At 62.6% G+C, this 16,711-nt stretch carries 13 protein-coding genes; 9 read left to right on the top strand and 4 right to left on the bottom strand.

What is annotated here, in order from left to right; all coding sequences use genetic code 11:
- Nucleotides 1–6 precede the first annotated feature (6 nt).
- Both RGM2987_RS08280 and RGM2987_RS08275 read left to right on the top strand, forming a co-directional pair.
- Nucleotides 7–975 carry an ABC transporter ATP-binding protein gene (locus RGM2987_RS08280; RefSeq protein ID WP_245139643.1) on the top strand — a complete coding sequence of 323 codons (969 nt, stop codon included), beginning with the start codon at nucleotides 7–9 and terminating at the stop codon, nucleotides 973–975.
- Nucleotides 975–1,955 (top strand): peptide ABC transporter ATP-binding protein, encoded by a 981-nt coding sequence (locus RGM2987_RS08275; protein ID WP_245139641.1) that lies wholly within the window; start codon nucleotides 975–977, stop codon nucleotides 1,953–1,955. The genes RGM2987_RS08280 and RGM2987_RS08275 overlap by 1 nt, the downstream gene beginning before the upstream one ends.
- Nucleotides 1,956–2,079: 124 nt before the next feature.
- On the opposite strand, the gene RGM2987_RS08270 is transcribed toward RGM2987_RS08275, so the two are convergent.
- Both RGM2987_RS08270 and RGM2987_RS08265 read right to left on the bottom strand, forming a co-directional pair.
- Nucleotides 2,080–2,328 (bottom strand): hypothetical protein, encoded by a 249-nt coding sequence (locus RGM2987_RS08270; protein ID WP_245139639.1) that lies wholly within the window; start codon nucleotides 2,326–2,328, stop codon nucleotides 2,080–2,082.
- Nucleotides 2,329–2,639: 311 nt separating this feature from the next.
- Complete coding sequence (locus tag RGM2987_RS08265; RefSeq protein WP_245139635.1) at nucleotides 2,640–4,223, bottom strand: peptide chain release factor 3; 1,584 nt, start codon at nucleotides 4,221–4,223, stop codon at nucleotides 2,640–2,642.
- Between the two features lie 358 nt (nucleotides 4,224–4,581).
- Between RGM2987_RS08265 and RGM2987_RS08260 the strand changes: the two genes are divergently transcribed.
- From RGM2987_RS08260 to RGM2987_RS08240, 5 genes are all read left to right on the top strand, one after another.
- A complete protein-coding gene (locus RGM2987_RS08260; protein ID WP_245139669.1) occupies nucleotides 4,582–5,271 on the top strand; it encodes an ABC transporter permease in 690 nt (229 codons plus the stop codon).
- Between the two features lie 23 nt (nucleotides 5,272–5,294).
- On the top strand, nucleotides 5,295–6,188 hold the full coding sequence (locus RGM2987_RS08255) for a glycine betaine ABC transporter substrate-binding protein (protein ID WP_245139632.1): 894 nt from the start codon (nucleotides 5,295–5,297) through the stop codon (nucleotides 6,186–6,188).
- Nucleotides 6,189–6,200: 12 nt separating this feature from the next.
- On the top strand, nucleotides 6,201–6,854 hold the full coding sequence (locus RGM2987_RS08250) for an ABC transporter permease (RefSeq protein ID WP_245139631.1): 654 nt from the start codon (nucleotides 6,201–6,203) through the stop codon (nucleotides 6,852–6,854).
- On the top strand, nucleotides 6,851–8,008 hold the full coding sequence (locus RGM2987_RS08245; protein WP_245139630.1) for an ABC transporter ATP-binding protein: 1,158 nt from the start codon (nucleotides 6,851–6,853) through the stop codon (nucleotides 8,006–8,008). The genes RGM2987_RS08250 and RGM2987_RS08245 overlap by 4 nt, the downstream gene beginning before the upstream one ends.
- 620 nt (nucleotides 8,009–8,628) lie before the next feature.
- Nucleotides 8,629–9,792, top strand: a complete 1,164-nt coding sequence (locus tag RGM2987_RS08240; RefSeq protein ID WP_245139629.1) for a type III PLP-dependent enzyme — start codon at nucleotides 8,629–8,631, stop codon at nucleotides 9,790–9,792.
- Nucleotides 9,793–9,843: 51 nt separating this feature from the next.
- On the opposite strand, the gene RGM2987_RS08235 is transcribed toward RGM2987_RS08240, so the two are convergent.
- Nucleotides 9,844–10,545, bottom strand: a complete 702-nt coding sequence (locus RGM2987_RS08235) for a tetratricopeptide repeat protein (protein WP_245139667.1) — start codon at nucleotides 10,543–10,545, stop codon at nucleotides 9,844–9,846.
- A gap of 57 nt (nucleotides 10,546–10,602) precedes the next feature.
- Nucleotides 10,603–11,283 (bottom strand): Fe2+-dependent dioxygenase, encoded by a 681-nt coding sequence (locus tag RGM2987_RS08230; RefSeq protein WP_245139628.1) that lies wholly within the window; start codon nucleotides 11,281–11,283, stop codon nucleotides 10,603–10,605.
- 209 nt (nucleotides 11,284–11,492) lie between these two features.
- Here RGM2987_RS08230 and RGM2987_RS08225 point away from each other — a divergent pair, with 209 nt between their 5' ends.
- Together RGM2987_RS08225 and RGM2987_RS08220 are read left to right on the top strand one after the other, a co-directional pair.
- Nucleotides 11,493–13,811 (top strand): TonB-dependent siderophore receptor, encoded by a 2,319-nt coding sequence (locus RGM2987_RS08225; RefSeq protein ID WP_245139626.1) that lies wholly within the window; start codon nucleotides 11,493–11,495, stop codon nucleotides 13,809–13,811.
- Nucleotides 13,812–14,119: 308 nt separating this feature from the next.
- The gene (locus RGM2987_RS08220; protein WP_245139624.1) at nucleotides 14,120–16,645 is read left to right on the top strand and encodes a sulfite reductase flavoprotein subunit alpha; all 2,526 of its coding nucleotides are present in this window, start codon (nucleotides 14,120–14,122) and stop codon (nucleotides 16,643–16,645) included.
- Nucleotides 16,646–16,711 lie beyond the last annotated feature (66 nt).

The following is a 16,711-nucleotide window of genomic DNA, read 5'->3' as shown; positions in this document are numbered from 1 at the left end:
ATTCCCATGTCACTGCTAGAAATCAAGAATCTCAACGTCCGCTTTGGCGACGCCACCGCCGTGCCGGTGGTCGACGGCCTGGACCTGAGCGTGGAAAAAGGCGAGGTCCTGGCGATCGTCGGCGAATCGGGTTCGGGTAAATCCGTGACCATGATGGCGCTGATGGGGCTGATCGAGCACCCCGGCATCGTCACCGCCGACGCGCTGAACTTCGACGGCAAGAACATGCTCAAGCTGAGCAACCGCCAGCGTCGGCAGATCGTTGGCAAGGACCTGGCGATGGTGTTCCAGGATCCGATGACCGCGCTCAACCCCAGCTACACCGTGGGCTTCCAGATCGAAGAAGTGCTGCGCCTGCACCTGAAGATGTCCGGCAAGGCCGCCCGCAAGCGCGCCATCGAACTGCTGGAAAAAGTCGAGATCCCGGGCGCCGCCAGCCGCATGGACGCCTACCCGCATCAACTCTCCGGCGGCATGAGCCAGCGCGTGGCGATTGCCATGGCGATTGCCGGCGAGCCGAAGCTGCTGATCGCCGACGAACCGACCACCGCCCTGGACGTGACCATCCAGGCGCAGATCATGGACCTGCTGCTGGCCCTGCAAAAAGAACAGGACATGGGCCTGGTGCTGATCACCCACGACCTGGCCGTGGTGGCCGAAACCGCCCAGCGCGTGTGCGTGATGTACGCCGGCCAAGCCGTGGAAGTCGGCCAGGTGCCGCAGCTGTTCGACATCCCGGCCCACCCGTACAGCGAAGCACTGTTGGCGGCGATTCCGGAGCACAGCATGGGCGCCGAGCGCCTGGCGACATTGCCGGGCATCGTGCCGGGGCGCTACGACCGTCCGCAGGGTTGCCTGCTGTCGCCGCGCTGCCCGTATGTGCGCGATAACTGCCGCCAAGAGCGTCCTGCCCTCGATCCGAAAACCAACAGCCTCGCCCGCTGCTTCTACCCGCTGAACCAGGAGGTGGCGTGATGGCCGTCGTACTTACCGCCCGTGACCTGACCCGTCATTACGAAGTGTCCCGCGGCATGTTCAAGGGCCATGCGACCGTGCGCGCCCTCAACGGCGTTTCGTTCGAACTGGAAGCCGGCAAGACCCTGGCCGTGGTGGGCGAATCCGGTTGCGGCAAATCGACCCTCGCCCGGGCCCTGACGCTGATCGAGGAGCCGTCTTCCGGCTCGTTGAAAATCGCCGGCCAGGAAGTGGCCGGCGCCAACAAGGCCGAGCGCAAGCAACTGCGCAAAGACGTGCAGATGGTGTTCCAGAGCCCTTATGCCTCCCTCAACCCACGGCAGAAAGTCGGTGATCAACTGGCCGAGCCGCTGCTGATCAACACCAACTTGTCGGCCACTGAACGGCGCGAGAAGGTCCAGGCGATGATGAAGCAGGTGGGCTTGCGCCCCGAGCATTACCAGCGCTACCCGCACATGTTCTCCGGCGGCCAGCGCCAGCGCATCGCCCTGGCCCGCGCCATGATGCTGCAACCCAAGGTGCTGGTGGCGGACGAACCGACCTCGGCGCTGGACGTGTCGATCCAGGCCCAGGTGCTGAACCTGTTCATGGATTTGCAGCAGGAGTTCAACACCGCCTACGTGTTCATTTCCCACAACCTGGCGGTGGTCCAGCACGTTGCCGACGATGTGATGGTGATGTACCTCGGTCGCCCGGTGGAAATGGGCCCCAACGAGTCGATCTACAGCCGCCCGCTGCACCCCTACACCCAGGCGTTGCTGTCGGCCACGCCGACCATCCACCCGGACCCGAACAAGCCGAAGATCAAGATCGTCGGCGAACTGCCCAACCCGCTCAACCCACCGTCCGGCTGCGCCTTCCACAAGCGCTGCCCGTACGCCACCGAGCGCTGCAAGACTGAAGAGCCAGCCCTGCGCCCGCTCGATAACCGCCTGGTAGCCTGCCACTACGCCGAGCAGTTCCTCGACGGCGCGGCGTAACACCCGCGAACCCGTGGCGAGGGAGCTTGCTCCCGCTGGGTCGCGAAGCGGCCCCCTTTTGGGGACTGCTGCGCAGTCCAGCGGGAGCAAGCTCCCTCGCCACGGTTTTTCAAGACAGGTAAAGCTACGTCTGGCTATCGCCTTCTTCGTCGCCCTCATCACCGTCGTCGGTATCCGGATGGTCGATAGTCGAATCGTCATCGTCCTGGTCGCCCGGCTCCTCAGTCGCGGCCAACATCATCGCGCCCTGCGCCACCTGCCCGCTCGACGCGTGTTGTTCATGCTCAGTGCACTCTGCCCAAGCCGCTGACGAACCGAGGGACAACATCACCAAGACCTTTAGCAAAAACATCATGCGTAGCAGCTTGTTCATTGCCGATTTCCTTCTTTCTGAGTGAAACACGGACGGGCCTTCCAACAGCGCCGGTTCTCCAGATAGGACGCTGCAAACCCCACAGAAATGCCATGGTCGGCAGATTGGTTTTGAATAAGGGTTATCGCTAATTCAGATAACGTCACGGATCCAGGTGGGAGCGGGCTTGCTCGCGAAAGCGGCCGGTCAGTCAATAGGAATGTCGGATGTGAAGCCGCCTTCGCGAGCAAGCCCGCTCCCACAGGGGATCGAGCAGGCAACAAAAAACCCCGTTGCCTTCACAACGGGGTTTTGCTGTTGCAGCTCAGCGCTTAATGATGCTCACGCGTCGCACGGAATTTCACATCCGGCCAGCGCTCTTCCATCAGCGCCAGGTTGACCCGGGTCGGGGCCAGGTAGGTCAGGTGGCCGCCGCCGTCCAGCGCGAGGTTTTCCACCGCCTTGTTGGAGAACTCTTCGAGCTTCTTCTTATCGCTGCACTCGATCCAGCGCGCGGAGTACACGGTGATCGGCTCGTAGGAGCACTCGACCTTGTATTCCTCCTTCAAGCGGCTGGCGACCACGTCGAACTGCAGCACACCGACCGCGCCAAGGATGATGTCGTTGCTGCGTTCCGGGAAGAACACCTGGGTGGCGCCCTCTTCGGCCAGTTGCTGCAAGCCCTGGCGCAGTTGCTTGGACTTGAGCGGGTCTTTCAGGCGTACGCGGCGGAACAGTTCCGGGGCGAAGTGCGGGATGCCGGTGAAGCCCAGGGTTTCGCCTTCGGTGAAGGTGTCGCCGATCTGGATGGTGCCGTGGTTGTGCAGGCCGATGATGTCGCCGGCGAAGGCTTCTTCAAGCTGCTCACGTTCCGAGGAGAAGAAGGTCAAGGCGTCGCCGATGCGCACGTCCTTGCCGGTGCGCACGTGGCGCATCTTCATGCCTTTTTCGTATTTGCCGGAGCAGATGCGCATGAACGCGATGCGGTCGCGGTGCTTGGGGTCCATGTTCGCCTGGATCTTGAACACGAAGCCGGCGAACTTCTCTTCCACCGGCTCGACGGTGCGTTCGTTGGCGACTCGCGGCAGCGGGCGCGGGGCCCAGTCCACCACGGCGTCGAGCACGTGGTCGACGCCGAAGTTGCCCAATGCGGTACCGAAGAACACCGGGGTCAGTTGGCCGTCGATGAATTCCTGCTGGTTGAACTCATGGCAGGCACCCTGCACCAGTTCCAGTTGTTCGACGAAGCGCTCGTACTCATCGCCCAGGTGCGCGCGGGCTTCATCCGAGTCGAGCTTTTCGATGATCCTGGTTTCGGTGCGCTCATGCCCGTGACCGGCGGTGTAGACGATGATGTAGTCGTCGGCCAGGTGATAGACGCCCTTGAAGTCGCGGTAGCAGCCGATCGGCCAGGTGATCGGCGCCGCCTTGATCTTCAACACCGCTTCGATTTCGTCGAGCAGTTCGATCGGGTCACGGATGTCCCGGTCGAGTTTGTTGATGAAGCTGACAATCGGCGTATCCCGCAGGCGGCAGACGTCCATCAGCGCGATGGTCCGTGGCTCTACGCCTTTACCGCCGTCGAGGACCATCAGCGCCGAGTCCACCGCCGTCAGGGTGCGATAGGTGTCTTCGGAGAAGTCTTCGTGGCCCGGGGTGTCGAGCAGGTTGATCATGTGCTCGCGATACGGGAACTGCATGACCGACGTGGTAATGGAAATACCCCGTTGTTTTTCCATTTCCATCCAGTCGGACGTGGCATGGCGGTCGGATTTACGCGACTTCACCGTGCCGGCGACCGCAATCGCCTTGCCCATCAGCAAGAGCTTTTCGGTGATGGTGGTCTTACCGGCATCGGGGTGGGAAATAATGGCGAAAGTGCGGCGTTTCGCGACTTCGGCGGCCTGTTTGGTCATGGGAAATCGCCTGGCAGGTGATTCAAAAAAGGGCGGCGATTATAGCTCAACTTGCGCCAGGAACCGAACCGTTGAGCGCATCCGGGGTGGCCGGATCTTCCCCGACAGGGGAACCTTTTACGGCGTGGAGGCGTCCACCACCCTGCTGCGGTTATTCGTCAGAGCCTGAAAAATCAGCAAGTTAGCCTGACGAGGCTGCGCTCATGGCTCCCATTACATGCCCCTGGCCGGCATTTAAAAGAGCTGCTTCTCGCGAACGCTTTCCCGGCAACCAGTGATGGCTTGCCGCCCGGGACGGCGTGCGCCGACTGAAAGACAAAGGAGTCCGCCTGTGGCTATCCGCTATGGCAAAGGGCTGATGGGAGGTGCGGTCGTCGTCGCGCTCCTGGCCCTGTTGGTCCAATGGATCGGCATCGATACGATCCAACGTTACCGCGACGACCTGCTGTTCTACCTGCAAGCGCACCTGATGCTGGTGCTTGCGTCGATGCTCGCGGCGCTGATCGTCGGCATCCCGGCCGGCATCGGCCTGAGCCGCCCCGGCATGGTCGGGCGCGCCGAGCGCTTCATGCAAGTCTTCAATATCGGCAACACCGTGCCGCCCCTGGCCGTCCTGGCCATTGCCCTGGGGTTCCTGGGCATCGGCAGCGGCCCCGCCATCTTCGCCCTGTTCCTCGCCTCGCTGCTGCCCATCGTGCGCAACACCTACGAAGGCCTGAAGAACGTCCAGGGTTCGCTCAAGGAAGCCGCCACAGGCATCGGCATGACCCCGCGCCAGGTGCTGTTCAAAGTCGAATTGCCCAACGCCGTGCCGATCATCGTCGGCGGCGTGCGCGTGGCCCTGGCGATCAACGTCGGCACCGCGCCGCTGGCGTTCCTGATTGGCGCCAACAGCCTGGGCAGCCTGATCTTCCCCGGCATCGCCCTGAACAACCAGCCGCAGCTGCTGCTCGGCGCGGCCTGCACCGCCCTGCTGGCGCTGCTGCTCGACGGCCTGGTGACACTGGCCAGCCGCCTCTGGCTGGAGCGCGGTCTGCGCGCCTCATAAGCCAGGCTGGATAAGGAATCGTTATGAAGAAGTTGAGCTTGATCCTGGGCTGTGTCCTGCTGCTGGCAGGGTTTGCCCAAGCCGCTGAAAAACCGCTGATCCGCCTCGGCGCCCGGGTCTTCACTGAACAGACGCTGCTGGCGGAAATCACCGCGCAGTACTTGCGCAGCAAAGGCTACGACGCGCAGATCACCGGGGGGCTGGGCAGCAACCTGGCCCGCAGCGCCCATGAAACCGGGCAGTTGGACCTGCTCTGGGAATACACCGGCGTGTCGCTGGTGGCTTACAACCATGTCACCGAGAAACTCGACAGCGCCCAGTCCTATGCGCGGGTCAAGGAGCTCGATGCGAAAAAGGGCCTGGCCTGGCTGACGCCGTCGAAGTTCAGCAACACCTATGCCCTGGCCCTGCCGGAAAAAGTCGCTCGTCAGTACCCACAGATCCAGTCCATCAGCCAACTCAACACCGTGTTGCAGGCTGAAGCCGATCAGAACCATCTGGTGGCGCTGGACACCGAGTTCGCCAACCGCTCCGACGGCCTGGCCGGCATGGTCGAGCAGTACGGCCTGAACCTTACGCGCAAGAACATCCGGCAGATGGACGCCGGGCTGGTCTACACCGCGCTGCGCAACGCCCAGGTGTTTGCCGGCCTGGTGTACACCACCGATGGCCGGTTGAACGCCTTCAAGCTGAAGCTGCTGGAAGACGACAAGCATTACTTCCCCGACTACACCGCCGCGCCGGTGGTGCGCCAGGCGTTTCTCAACGCGCACCCGCAACTGGCCGCCCAACTCAAGCCCCTGGCCGAGCTGTTCGACGACCAAACCATGCGCCAGCTCAACGCACGCGTCGACGTCGACCACGAAAGCCCTTCCACCGTTGCCGCCGATTTCCTGCGCCAGCACCCTATCAACTGAAGAGGAAAAGCCATGGAACTGTTGAACGCCTTTTCCCATCTCGACTGGCAACAGGTCATCCACCTGACCTGGCAACACGTCACGCTGGTGGGCATCGCTGTGACACTGGCGATTGTCATCGGCGTGCCGCTGGGGATTTTCATGACCCGCTTCCCGACGCTGGCCGGCCCGCTACAGGCCAGCGCAACGGTGCTGCTGACCATTCCCTCGATTGCCCTGTTTGGCCTGTTGCTGCCGTTCTATTCCAAATTCGGCCAGGGCCTGGGCCCGATGCCGGCGATCACTGCCGTGTTCCTCTATTCCCTGTTGCCGATCATGCGCAACACCTACCTGGCCCTGACCGGTGTGGAACCCGGTATCCGCGAAGCCGCCCGCGGCATCGGCATGACCTTCGGCCAGCGTTTGCGCATGGTCGAACTGCCCATTGCCGTGCCGGTGATCCTGGCCGGCGTGCGCACCGCCGTGGTCATGAACATCGGCGTCATGACCATCGCCGCCACCATCGGCGCCGGTGGCCTGGGCGTGCTCATCCTCGCTTCCATCAGCCGCAGCGACATGTCGATGCTGATCGTCGGCGCCGTGCTGGTCAGCCTCCTGGCCATCTTCGCCGACCTGCTTCTGCAATGGCTGCAACGCTCGCTGACCCCAAAAGGATTAACCAAATGATCGAACTTCAAAACCTCAGCAAAACCTTCAAGAGCAACGGCAAGGATGTAAAGGCCGTGGACTCGGTGAACCTGACCGTCAACGAAGGCGAGATCTGCGTGTTCCTCGGACCGTCGGGTTGCGGCAAGAGCACCACGCTGAAGATGATCAACCGACTGATCCCGCCGACCTCGGGCAAGGTGTTGATCAACGGCGAAGACACCACCGATCTCGACGAAGTGACCCTGCGCCGCAACATCGGCTATGTGATCCAGCAGATCGGCCTGTTCCCGAACATGACCATCGAGGAGAACATTGTCGTGGTACCGAAGCTGCTCGGCTGGGACAAGCAGAAATGCCACGACCGCGCCCGCGAGTTGATGAGCATGATCAAGCTCGAACCCAAGCAGTACCTGCATCGCTACCCGCGTGAATTGTCGGGCGGCCAGCAGCAGCGGATCGGCGTGATCCGCGCCCTGGCCGCCGATGCACCGCTGCTGCTGATGGACGAACCGTTCGGCGCGGTGGACCCGATCAACCGCGAGATGATCCAGAACGAGTTCTTCGAGATGCAACGGGCGCTGAACAAGACCGTGATCATGGTCAGCCACGACATTGACGAAGCCATCAAGCTGGGGGACAAGATCGCGATCTTCCGCGCCGGCAAACTGATCCAGTGCGACCACCCGGACACCTTGCTCGCGCACCCGGCCGATGAGTTCGTCAGCAACTTCGTCGGCCAGGACAGCACGCTCAAGCGGCTGTTGCTGGTCAAGGCCGAGGACGCGGCGGACAACGCCCCGTCGGTCAGCCCCGAGACGCCAGTGGTGGAGGCGCTGGAACTGATGGACGAACACGACCGGCGCTACGTGGTGGTCACCTGCGCTGAGAATAAGGCCCTGGGCTATGTGCGCCGTCGCGACCTGCTCCGCCAGACCGGCACCTGCGCCCAATTCTTGCGCGAGTTCAACGCCACGGCGGCCTACGACGAACACCTGCGGATCCTGCTGTCGCGCATGTACGAGTTCAACCGTTCGTGGCTGCCGGTGATGGATGCCGAGCGGGTGTTCCTCGGCGAGGTGACCCAGGAATCGATTGCCGAGTACCTGAGTTCCGGCAAGTCCCGTGGCGGCAAGACCAGCATCGTCTCGCCGGCCGAGACTGCGCAGGCTTGATCCGGAGAGGACCTTGTGGCGAGGGAGCTTGCTCCCGCTGGGGCGCGAAGCGGCCCCAAAAAAGCGATGAGCGCTTCGCACTCAAGCGGGAGCAAGCTCCCTCGCCACACCAGCGCCCGTCATAGTAGGCAGGCTCTTTAGCCGATCCAGGGGAACATCAATCTGTCACACAGGTCGGTTACATCAGGAGTTGCCGCCGGTCGCACGACGAATGCGTGCAAAAACGCGACATTTTTAGTTGATCTCAGGCCCCTCACGCCCTAAAGTTCGCGCCGAACGTCCATGCTGGAAACGATCCATCCGGCTCAAGTACTGACGACGAGACAGCAAGGCCAAGGGAACCAATTCCAGGTCGTTTGAGAGCGTAGCGAGCGCAGGCAAGACAAGGCGGGAAGAGGCGAGGAAGCGGAGTTTACGAGTTGTAAATGAGCATTCCGAGCCTCTTCCCAACGCAGTATTGCCAAGCGCAGTAGCTCTCAAACGACCTGGATGGCCTTTTTGCTTTCGGCGGCAATGCCTTGGGAAGTAGGCGAACCAAAGTGGGGATACGGAGGACGTTCACGAAGGCTGCCAGCCTTCACACCCATTGATCCTGATGTTTGCCAGTAGGAGTCCCAAGTATGTCGATCCAGGTCGAAGATTATTTCGCGCGCGAAACCTTCCAGAAAATGAAAGCGTTCGCCGACAAGCAGGAAACCCCGTTCGTGGTGATCGACACCGCGATGATCGCCCAGGCCTATGACGACCTGCGCGCCGGTTTCGAATTCGCCAAGGTCTACTACGCCGTCAAGGCCAACCCGGCGGTGGAAATCATCGACCTGCTCAAGGAAAAAGGCTCGAACTTCGACATCGCCTCGATCTATGAGCTGGACAAGGTCCTGGACCGTGGTGTCGGCCCGGACCAGATCAGCTACGGCAACACCATCAAGAAATCCAAGGACATCCGCTACTTCTACGAGAAGGGCGTGCGCCTGTATGCCACCGACTCCGAAGCCGACCTGCGCAACATCGCCAAGGCCGCGCCGGGCTCGAAGGTCTATGTGCGCATCCTCACCGAAGGCTCGACCACCGCTGACTGGCCCCTGTCGCGCAAGTTCGGCTGCCAGACCGACATGGCCATGGACCTGCTGATCCTGGCCCGTGACCTGGGCCTGGTGCCTTACGGCATCTCGTTCCACGTCGGTTCGCAACAGCGCGACATCAGCGTCTGGGACGCGGCGATCGCCAAGGTCAAGGTGATCTTCGAGCGCCTGAAAGAAGAAGACGGCATCGTCCTGAAGCTGATCAACATGGGTGGTGGCTTCCCAGCCAACTACATCACCCGCACCAACAGCCTGGAAACCTACGCCGAGGAAATCATCCGCTTCCTCAAGGAAGACTTCGGCGACGACCTGCCGGAAATCATCCTCGAGCCGGGCCGTTCGTTGATCGCCAACGCCGGCATCCTGGTCAGCGAAGTGGTACTGGTGGCGCGTAAATCGCGCACCGCCGTCGAGCGTTGGGTCTACACCGACGTGGGCAAGTTCTCCGGCCTGATCGAAACCATGGACGAAGCCATCAAGTTCCCGATCTGGACCGAGAAGAAAGGCGAGATGGAAGAAGTGGTCATCGCCGGCCCGACCTGCGACAGCGCCGACATCATGTACGAAAACTACAAGTACGGCCTGCCGCTGAACCTGGCCATCGGTGACCGCCTGTACTGGCTTTCCACCGGTGCCTACACCACCAGCTACAGCGCCGTGGAATTCAACGGTTTCCCGCCACTGAAGTCGTTCTACGTGTAAATCCGCTGCCCGCTGTATCCGAAAGCCCGTGACCGATGTCACGGGCTTTTTTCATGGGCTCTGCAACTGGACGATGCGAGCCTTATAGGCCTCGACCAACGGCTCCAGGTCAGGCAACCCGGCGTTTTGCAATGCCAGCGTCGCGGCATGCAGGAAATTGAGATTCCCGCCCTCCAGCGCCCGACGCAACCAGACCATGCCTTCCTCGACCTCCCCGGCGGCCACTCGCACGCAGCCATAACTGAACTGCCCGCGAAAATCACCACCCTCGGCCGAACGTCGATACCACTGCACGGCGGCCTGGGGATCGGCCGGACAGTAACGGCCCTCCTCCAGGTAGCGCCCCAGCAGGTTCATCGACTTGGCATGGCCGAGTTCGGCGGCGCGGCGATACAGGCGCAATGCTTGCGGCTGATCCGCAGGCACCCCGCGTCCGGTTGCCAGCAGATTGGCGTAGTTGTACATCGCCCAGTCCAGGCCGGCTTCGGCGGCGAGGCGATAATGTCCGGCGGCACGTGCGGCATCGGCGGTGCAACCCCAACCGTGTTCATGACAACGCCCCAGCATGTTGCGCGCCATCAGGTGCCCGCGCCCGGCGGCGATGGCGAACCAGCGCACGGCCAGCGGCGGGTCCTGTTCGATGCCGTGGCCGTCGAGCAGAATCTGCCCCAGCCATGCCTGGGCTTGCAGCACTCCTTCGCGTGCACCGACCAGAATCGCCTGGGCGGCCCGCGTCGGGCTTTCGTCGAGCATGGCCTTGAGGCCGTCACCGTCGAGCAGCTCTTGCCGGCGCAGGGAAAAATCCGTCACTCAGACCTCGACCCAGCGGCGCAACAGGTTGTGATAGGTGCCCGTAAGGCGAATCAGCGAAGGGTGATCGGGCACGTCCCGGGTCAGTTGCTGGATCGCCCCGTCCATCTCGAACAGCAGGGCCCGCTGGCTGTCTTCGCGCACCAGGCTCTGGGTCCAGAAGAACGAGGCGTAGCGTGTCCCGCGGATGACAGCATTGACCTTGTGCAGGCTGGTCCCCGGGTACAACACCATGTCGCCGGCCGGCAACTTGACCCGCTGGGTGCCGTAGGTGTCCTGGATTTCCAGCTCACCGCCGTCGTAATCCTGCGGGTCGCTGAAGAACAGCGTCGCCGACAGGTCGGTGCGCACCCGCTCGGCGTTGCCCTTGGGCTGGCGCACAGCGTTATCGATATGAAAATCAAAACTGCCACCGGCGGTGTAGCAGTTCACCAAAGGTGGGAACACCTTGTGCGGCAGCGCCGCCGACATGAACAGCGGGTTTTTCCACAGCCGCTCAAGCATCGCCGCGCCGATTTCCTTGGCCAGGGCATGCCCCTCGGGCAGTTGCTGGTTGTGCTTGGCCTTGGCCGATTGATAACCGGCAGTGACCTTGCCATCCGCCCACTCGGCCTGCTCCAGCGCCTCGCGGATACGCAGCACTTCGTCAGGAGAAAACACGCCGGGAATGTGCAGCAACATGACCTTCGCACCTGTGGATAAAAAGGGCGCCAATGGTAGTGATTCTTATTGACTGTGCACAACCCCTGCGACGTACCACTCGGACAAAACCGTAAAGGCAAATTGTAAAGAATGTAAATTCCTCGCAAATGGCAATATTTCGCAATTGATACAAAAACCTGTTTACCCTATATTCCGCCGCCTCGAAACCTTGGGGAGGGGAATTTTTCATGTCGCGTCAACAACCACAATCAGCGGTCAGCTCACCTCGTTTGCTGGCCTCCGCCATCGGCGTCGCCCTCAGCGCAACGACGGCGGCCCAGATGGCCCAGGCGGCCCAACCGACCGACGAAAAGGCCTCGCGCAACGCCATTGCCCTGGATGCCACCAGCATCACCGGCGAGGCCCAGGACACCACGTCCTACCAAGTGGAAAAAGCCTCCTCCCCGAAATACACCGCGCCACTGGTGGACACGCCGCGCTCGGTGACGGTGATCCCACAACAAGTGCTCAAGGACACCGGCGCGCTCAATATGCAGGACGCCCTGCGCACCGTGCCCGGCATCACCTTCGGCGCTGGCGAGGGTGGCAACCCCCAGGGCGACCGCCCGTTCATCCGCGGTTTCGACGCCCAGGGCGATACCTACCTCGATGGCGTGCGTGACACCGGTTCGCAAAGCCGCGAAATTTTCGCCGTGGAATCCATCGAGGTCAGCAAAGGCCCGAACTCGGCGGTCGGCGGTCGTGGCGCGGCCGGCGGCACCATCAACCTGGTCAGCAAGAAAGCGCACCTGGGCGATTCCTTCGACGGCGGTTTCACCTGGGGTTCGGACCAGACCCAGCGCTACACCCTGGACGGTAACTACCAGTTCAGCGACAGCGCCGCCGGCCGTCTCAACCTGATGAGCCACGAAAGCAACGTCGCCGGCCGCGACCAGGTCGACTACGACCGCTGGGGCATCGCGCCGTCGCTGGCCTTCGGCCTGGGCACCGACACCCGGGTCAACCTCGACTACTACCATCTGGAAAGCAACGACCTGCCGGACTCGGGCATTCCCTACAGCATGCCGGCCTCGGGCCTGTCGGCCGACCGCACCAGGTCCAACCCGGACAAACCCGACGACGGCGGCGACAGCAGCAATTTCTACGGCCTCAGCGACCGGGACTTCCGCAAGACCCGCACCGACACCGCGACCTTCGCCATCGAGCACGACCTGAGCGATGCGCTGACCGTCAAGAACACCCTGCGCCACGGCTCGAGCTCCCAGGACTACATCCTGACCCAGCCCGACGACAGCAAGGGCAACGTCAACAACGGCAGCGTGTGGCGCCGGGCGAACAGCCGGGTCAGCAACGTCGACACCACCACCAACCAGACCGATCTGTTCGGTGATTTCTATGTCGCCGGGTTCAAGAACAGCTTTTCCACCGGAATCGAGTTGAGTCGCGAGACCGGTGAAAAGTCCTCCTACACCGTCAACACCGACACCGTGCCAGGGACAACTGCCGCAAACACCAACTGCCGGCCATCAATGATCGGCGCGTCGAGCGGCTACAACTGCACCTCGCTGGCGAACCCGAACCCGAACGATCCGTGGAACGGCAGCATCGCCCGCAACTACGCCGGCACCGAGACCACCAGCGTCACCCGTGCACTCTACGCGTTCGATACCCTGGAACTGTCGCCGCAATGGCTGGTGAACATGGGCCTGCGCTACGATCACTTCGACACTCAGTACAAGACCTACAACGCCGCCGGCACCACCACGTCCAAGGGCGATGACACCAGCGAATTCATCACCGGCCAGTTTGGCCTGGTCTGGAAACCGGCCGACAACGGCAGCATCTACGCCTCCTACGCCACCTCGGCGACGCCGCCAGGCAACATGGTCGGCGAAGGCACCGAAGGCAACCCGCTGGGCGGAACCCCGGATCGCAACGGCAACCTGCTCAAGAGCGACATGGAGCCGGAAACCACCAAGAACTACGAAATCGGCACCAAGTGGGACTTGCTCAACGACCGCCTCTCGCTCACCGCGGCGATCTTCCGCACCGAGAAAGAGAACGCGCGCGTCCAGGTCGACACCACCACCTATGAGAACGCCGGTACCACCCGGGTCGACGGCCTCGAATTGTCGGCCAGCGGCAAGATCACCGAACAATGGCAAGTGTTCGCCGGCTACAGCTACCTGGACAGCGAACAGGTCGACGGCGGCCCGTTGAGCGTCACCGATGGCAACGAACTGCCGAACACACCGAAGAACAGCGCCAGCGTCTGGACCACCTACGCGATCACGCCAAAACTGACCATCGGCGGCGGGGCGTTCTATGTGGACGACGTATTCGGCAGCGTGGCGAACACCACCATGGTCGATTCCTACGTGCGCTACGACGCCATGGCCAACTACAAGGTCAGCAAGCACCTGGACCTGCAACTCAACGTGCAGAACCTGACCGACGAAACCTATTACGACAAGGCCTTTTCGACGCACTTCGCCAACCAGGCGGCGGGGCGTACGGCGTTGTTGAGTACTAATTTTCATTTTTGATTTGGGAACTGGACACTGCCCCTGTGGCGAGGGGATTTATCCCCGCTGGGCTGCGCAGCAGCCCCAAGTCACATACCGGGGGTGTCAGACGGAACCAGGTCAAAGCATTGGGGGCTGCTCTGCAGCCCAGCGGGGATAAATCCCCTCGCCACAAATGATGTACTCGGCAGATTCACCTGGTTGCCGGGCATAAAAGCCCCGCTCATCCCCATGAGCGGGGCTTTATTGTGTGTTTATGAATGCTTCTCGATAACACACGGCATAATGCGCGCCGTGATGAACAGTATTGATTGAACAAGGCGGGCGACGTGTTGAAGAAAACCCTGTTCCAGTTGCACTGGTTTTTCGGCATCAGTGCCGGGCTGGTCCTGGCGTTGATGGGCATTACCGGGGCTGCGGTGTCGTTCCAGGACGAGATCCTGCGGGCGCTGAACCCGCAGGTGCTGACGGTCGAGAAACAACCGGCCGGCGTCCTGCCGCCCGCCGAACTGGTGGAACAGATCGAGGCCGCGTCCGGTAAAACCGTCGCCATGCTCTGGGTCGAGACCGACAGCGGCAACGCCGCCCGGGCGATCTTCACTGCGCCACCCGGGGAAAAACGCGGCCCGATGCGCTACTTCAATCCTTACGACGCCCAGTTCCTCGGCGATGTGGTAGGCCAGGATTTCTTCGGCCTGATGCTCCGGCTGCACCGGGTCCTGACCCTGGATGACGTGGGCCGACAGATCACCGGGGCCTGTACGCTGATCCTGGTGTTTTTCTGCCTGTCCGGCCTGTACCTGCGCTGGCCGCGCCAATGGCAAAGCTGGCGCGCCTGGCTGACCCTCGACTGGGCGAAAAAAGGCCGCAGCTTCAATTGGGATCTGCATTCGGTGGCCGGCACCTGGTGCCTGCTGTTCTACCTGCTGGCGGCGCTGACCGGGCTGACCTGGTCCTACGATTGGTACAACAAAGCCGTGAGCCGCCTGCTCTCCGATTCGCCCAAGGAAGAACGGGTACGTAACCGCGGCCCGGCGCCGAGCGGCCCGCCGCCGGTGGCCGACTATCGGGCCATGTGGAGCAGCATCTACAGCGCCGCCGGCCCCGATCTGTCCAGCTATAACGTGCGCATGCCACCGGTGGCCGGGCAGCCGGCGACGGTGTTCTACATGCTGAAAAATTCGCCCCACGACCGGGCCTTGAACCAGATCATGCTCGACCCGGCCACCGGGGCCGTCAGTCGTCACAACCGCTACAGCGACAAGAGCCTCAAGGCGCAGTTGCTCACCAGCATTTATGCGCTGCACGTCGGCAGCTATTTCGGCCTGACCGGGCGAATCCTGGTGACCCTGGCCGCGCTGACCATGCCGTTGTTCTTCATCACCGGCTGGTTGCTGTACCTGGATCGCCGACGCAAAAAGCGTCAGGCCAGCCAAGCCCGCCGGGCACTCACAGGCAACCCCGGCGATGCCCCGGCGTGGCTGGTCGGCTTCGCCAGCCAGAGCGGTTTCGCCGAACAACTGGCCTGGCAGACCGCCGGCCAGCTCCAGGCCGCCGGGTTGCCGGTAAACGTCCAGCCGCTGGCGAACGTCAGCGACCGGGACCTGAGCAACGCCACCCATGCCTTGTTCGTGGTCAGCACCTTTGGCGATGGCGAGGGACCGGACAGCGCCCGGGGGTTCGAGCGCAAAGTGTTGGGTCGAGCGCTGAGCCTGGAGCGCCTGCACTATTCGGTGCTGGGCCTGGGCGACCGCCAGTACGAAAACTTCTGCGGCTTTGCCCGGCGCCTGCACGCCTGGCTGGCGGAGCACGGCGGCAAGACCTTGTTCGCCCCGGTGGAAGTCGACAGCGGTGACCCCTACGCCCTGCGGCACTGGCAACAGCAATTGGCGGAACTGACCGGCCAGACGCCCGCCGACACCTGGCAGGCGCCTAGTTTCGAGAACTGGACGTTGAGCCAGCGCAGCCTGCTCAACCCCGACAGCAGCGGCTCAGGTGTTTACTTACTAAGCCTCACCGCACCCGGTCCGAGCAGTTGGCTGGCCGGTGACCTGGTCGAGATCCTGCCGCGCAATGACATTGGGGCCATCGAACATTTCCTCGATGGCCTGGGCATCGCCGGCCAGGCCCGGGTGCAGGTCGAAGGCTTGTCGCTGAGACTCGACCAGGCCCTGACCACCCGCCAGTTGCCGGAAAATCGTGCGCATCTGGTCGGCCTGCACGCCCAGGCATTGGTGGACGCACTGGCTCCCTTGGCGATGCGCGAATACTCCATCGCCTCGATCCCGGCCGACGGCGTGCTGGAGTTGCTGGTGCGCCAGGAACGTCACCCCGACGGCAGCCTGGGCATCGGCTCCGGGTGGCTTACCGAACACGCCCCGCTGGGCAGCGCCATCAGCCTGCGCCTGCGGCGCAACAGCGGTTTCCACCTACCGGCCCAAGGTGTGCCGATGATCCTGCTGGGTAACGGCACTGGTCTGGCTGGCCTGCGCAGCCTGCTCAAGGCCCGCGTCGCCGAGGGCATGCAGCGCAACTGGCTGATCTTTGGTGAGCGCCAGCGCGAGCACGATTTCCACTGCCGCGACGAGCTTGAGGAATGGGTGACTTCAGGCGACCTGGAACGCCTGGACCTGGCCTTTTCCCGGGATCAGCAACAGAAAATCTACGTCCAGCACCGCCTGCGCGAATCCACCCCACTGCTCAAGCAATGGCTGGCCGACGGCGCGGTGATCTACATCTGCGGCAGCCTGCAAGGCATGGCTTCGGGGGTGGACCAGGCGCTCAATGAAATCCTTGGGGTCGAACAAGTTCAGCAGTTGATCGAGCAAGGACGGTATCGGCGGGACGTTTACTAACCAATACCACCATCCCCTGTGGGAGCGGGCTTGCTCGCGAAGACGGTGTGTCAGCCATGCATGTAT

It is taken from the genome of Pseudomonas sp. RGM2987 (genome assembly GCF_022952855.1).
Lineage (GTDB): Bacteria > Pseudomonadota > Gammaproteobacteria > Pseudomonadales > Pseudomonadaceae > Aquipseudomonas.
Note: the sequence above shows the minus strand (reverse complement) of the source record. Positions and strands in the feature narration are given on the sequence as shown.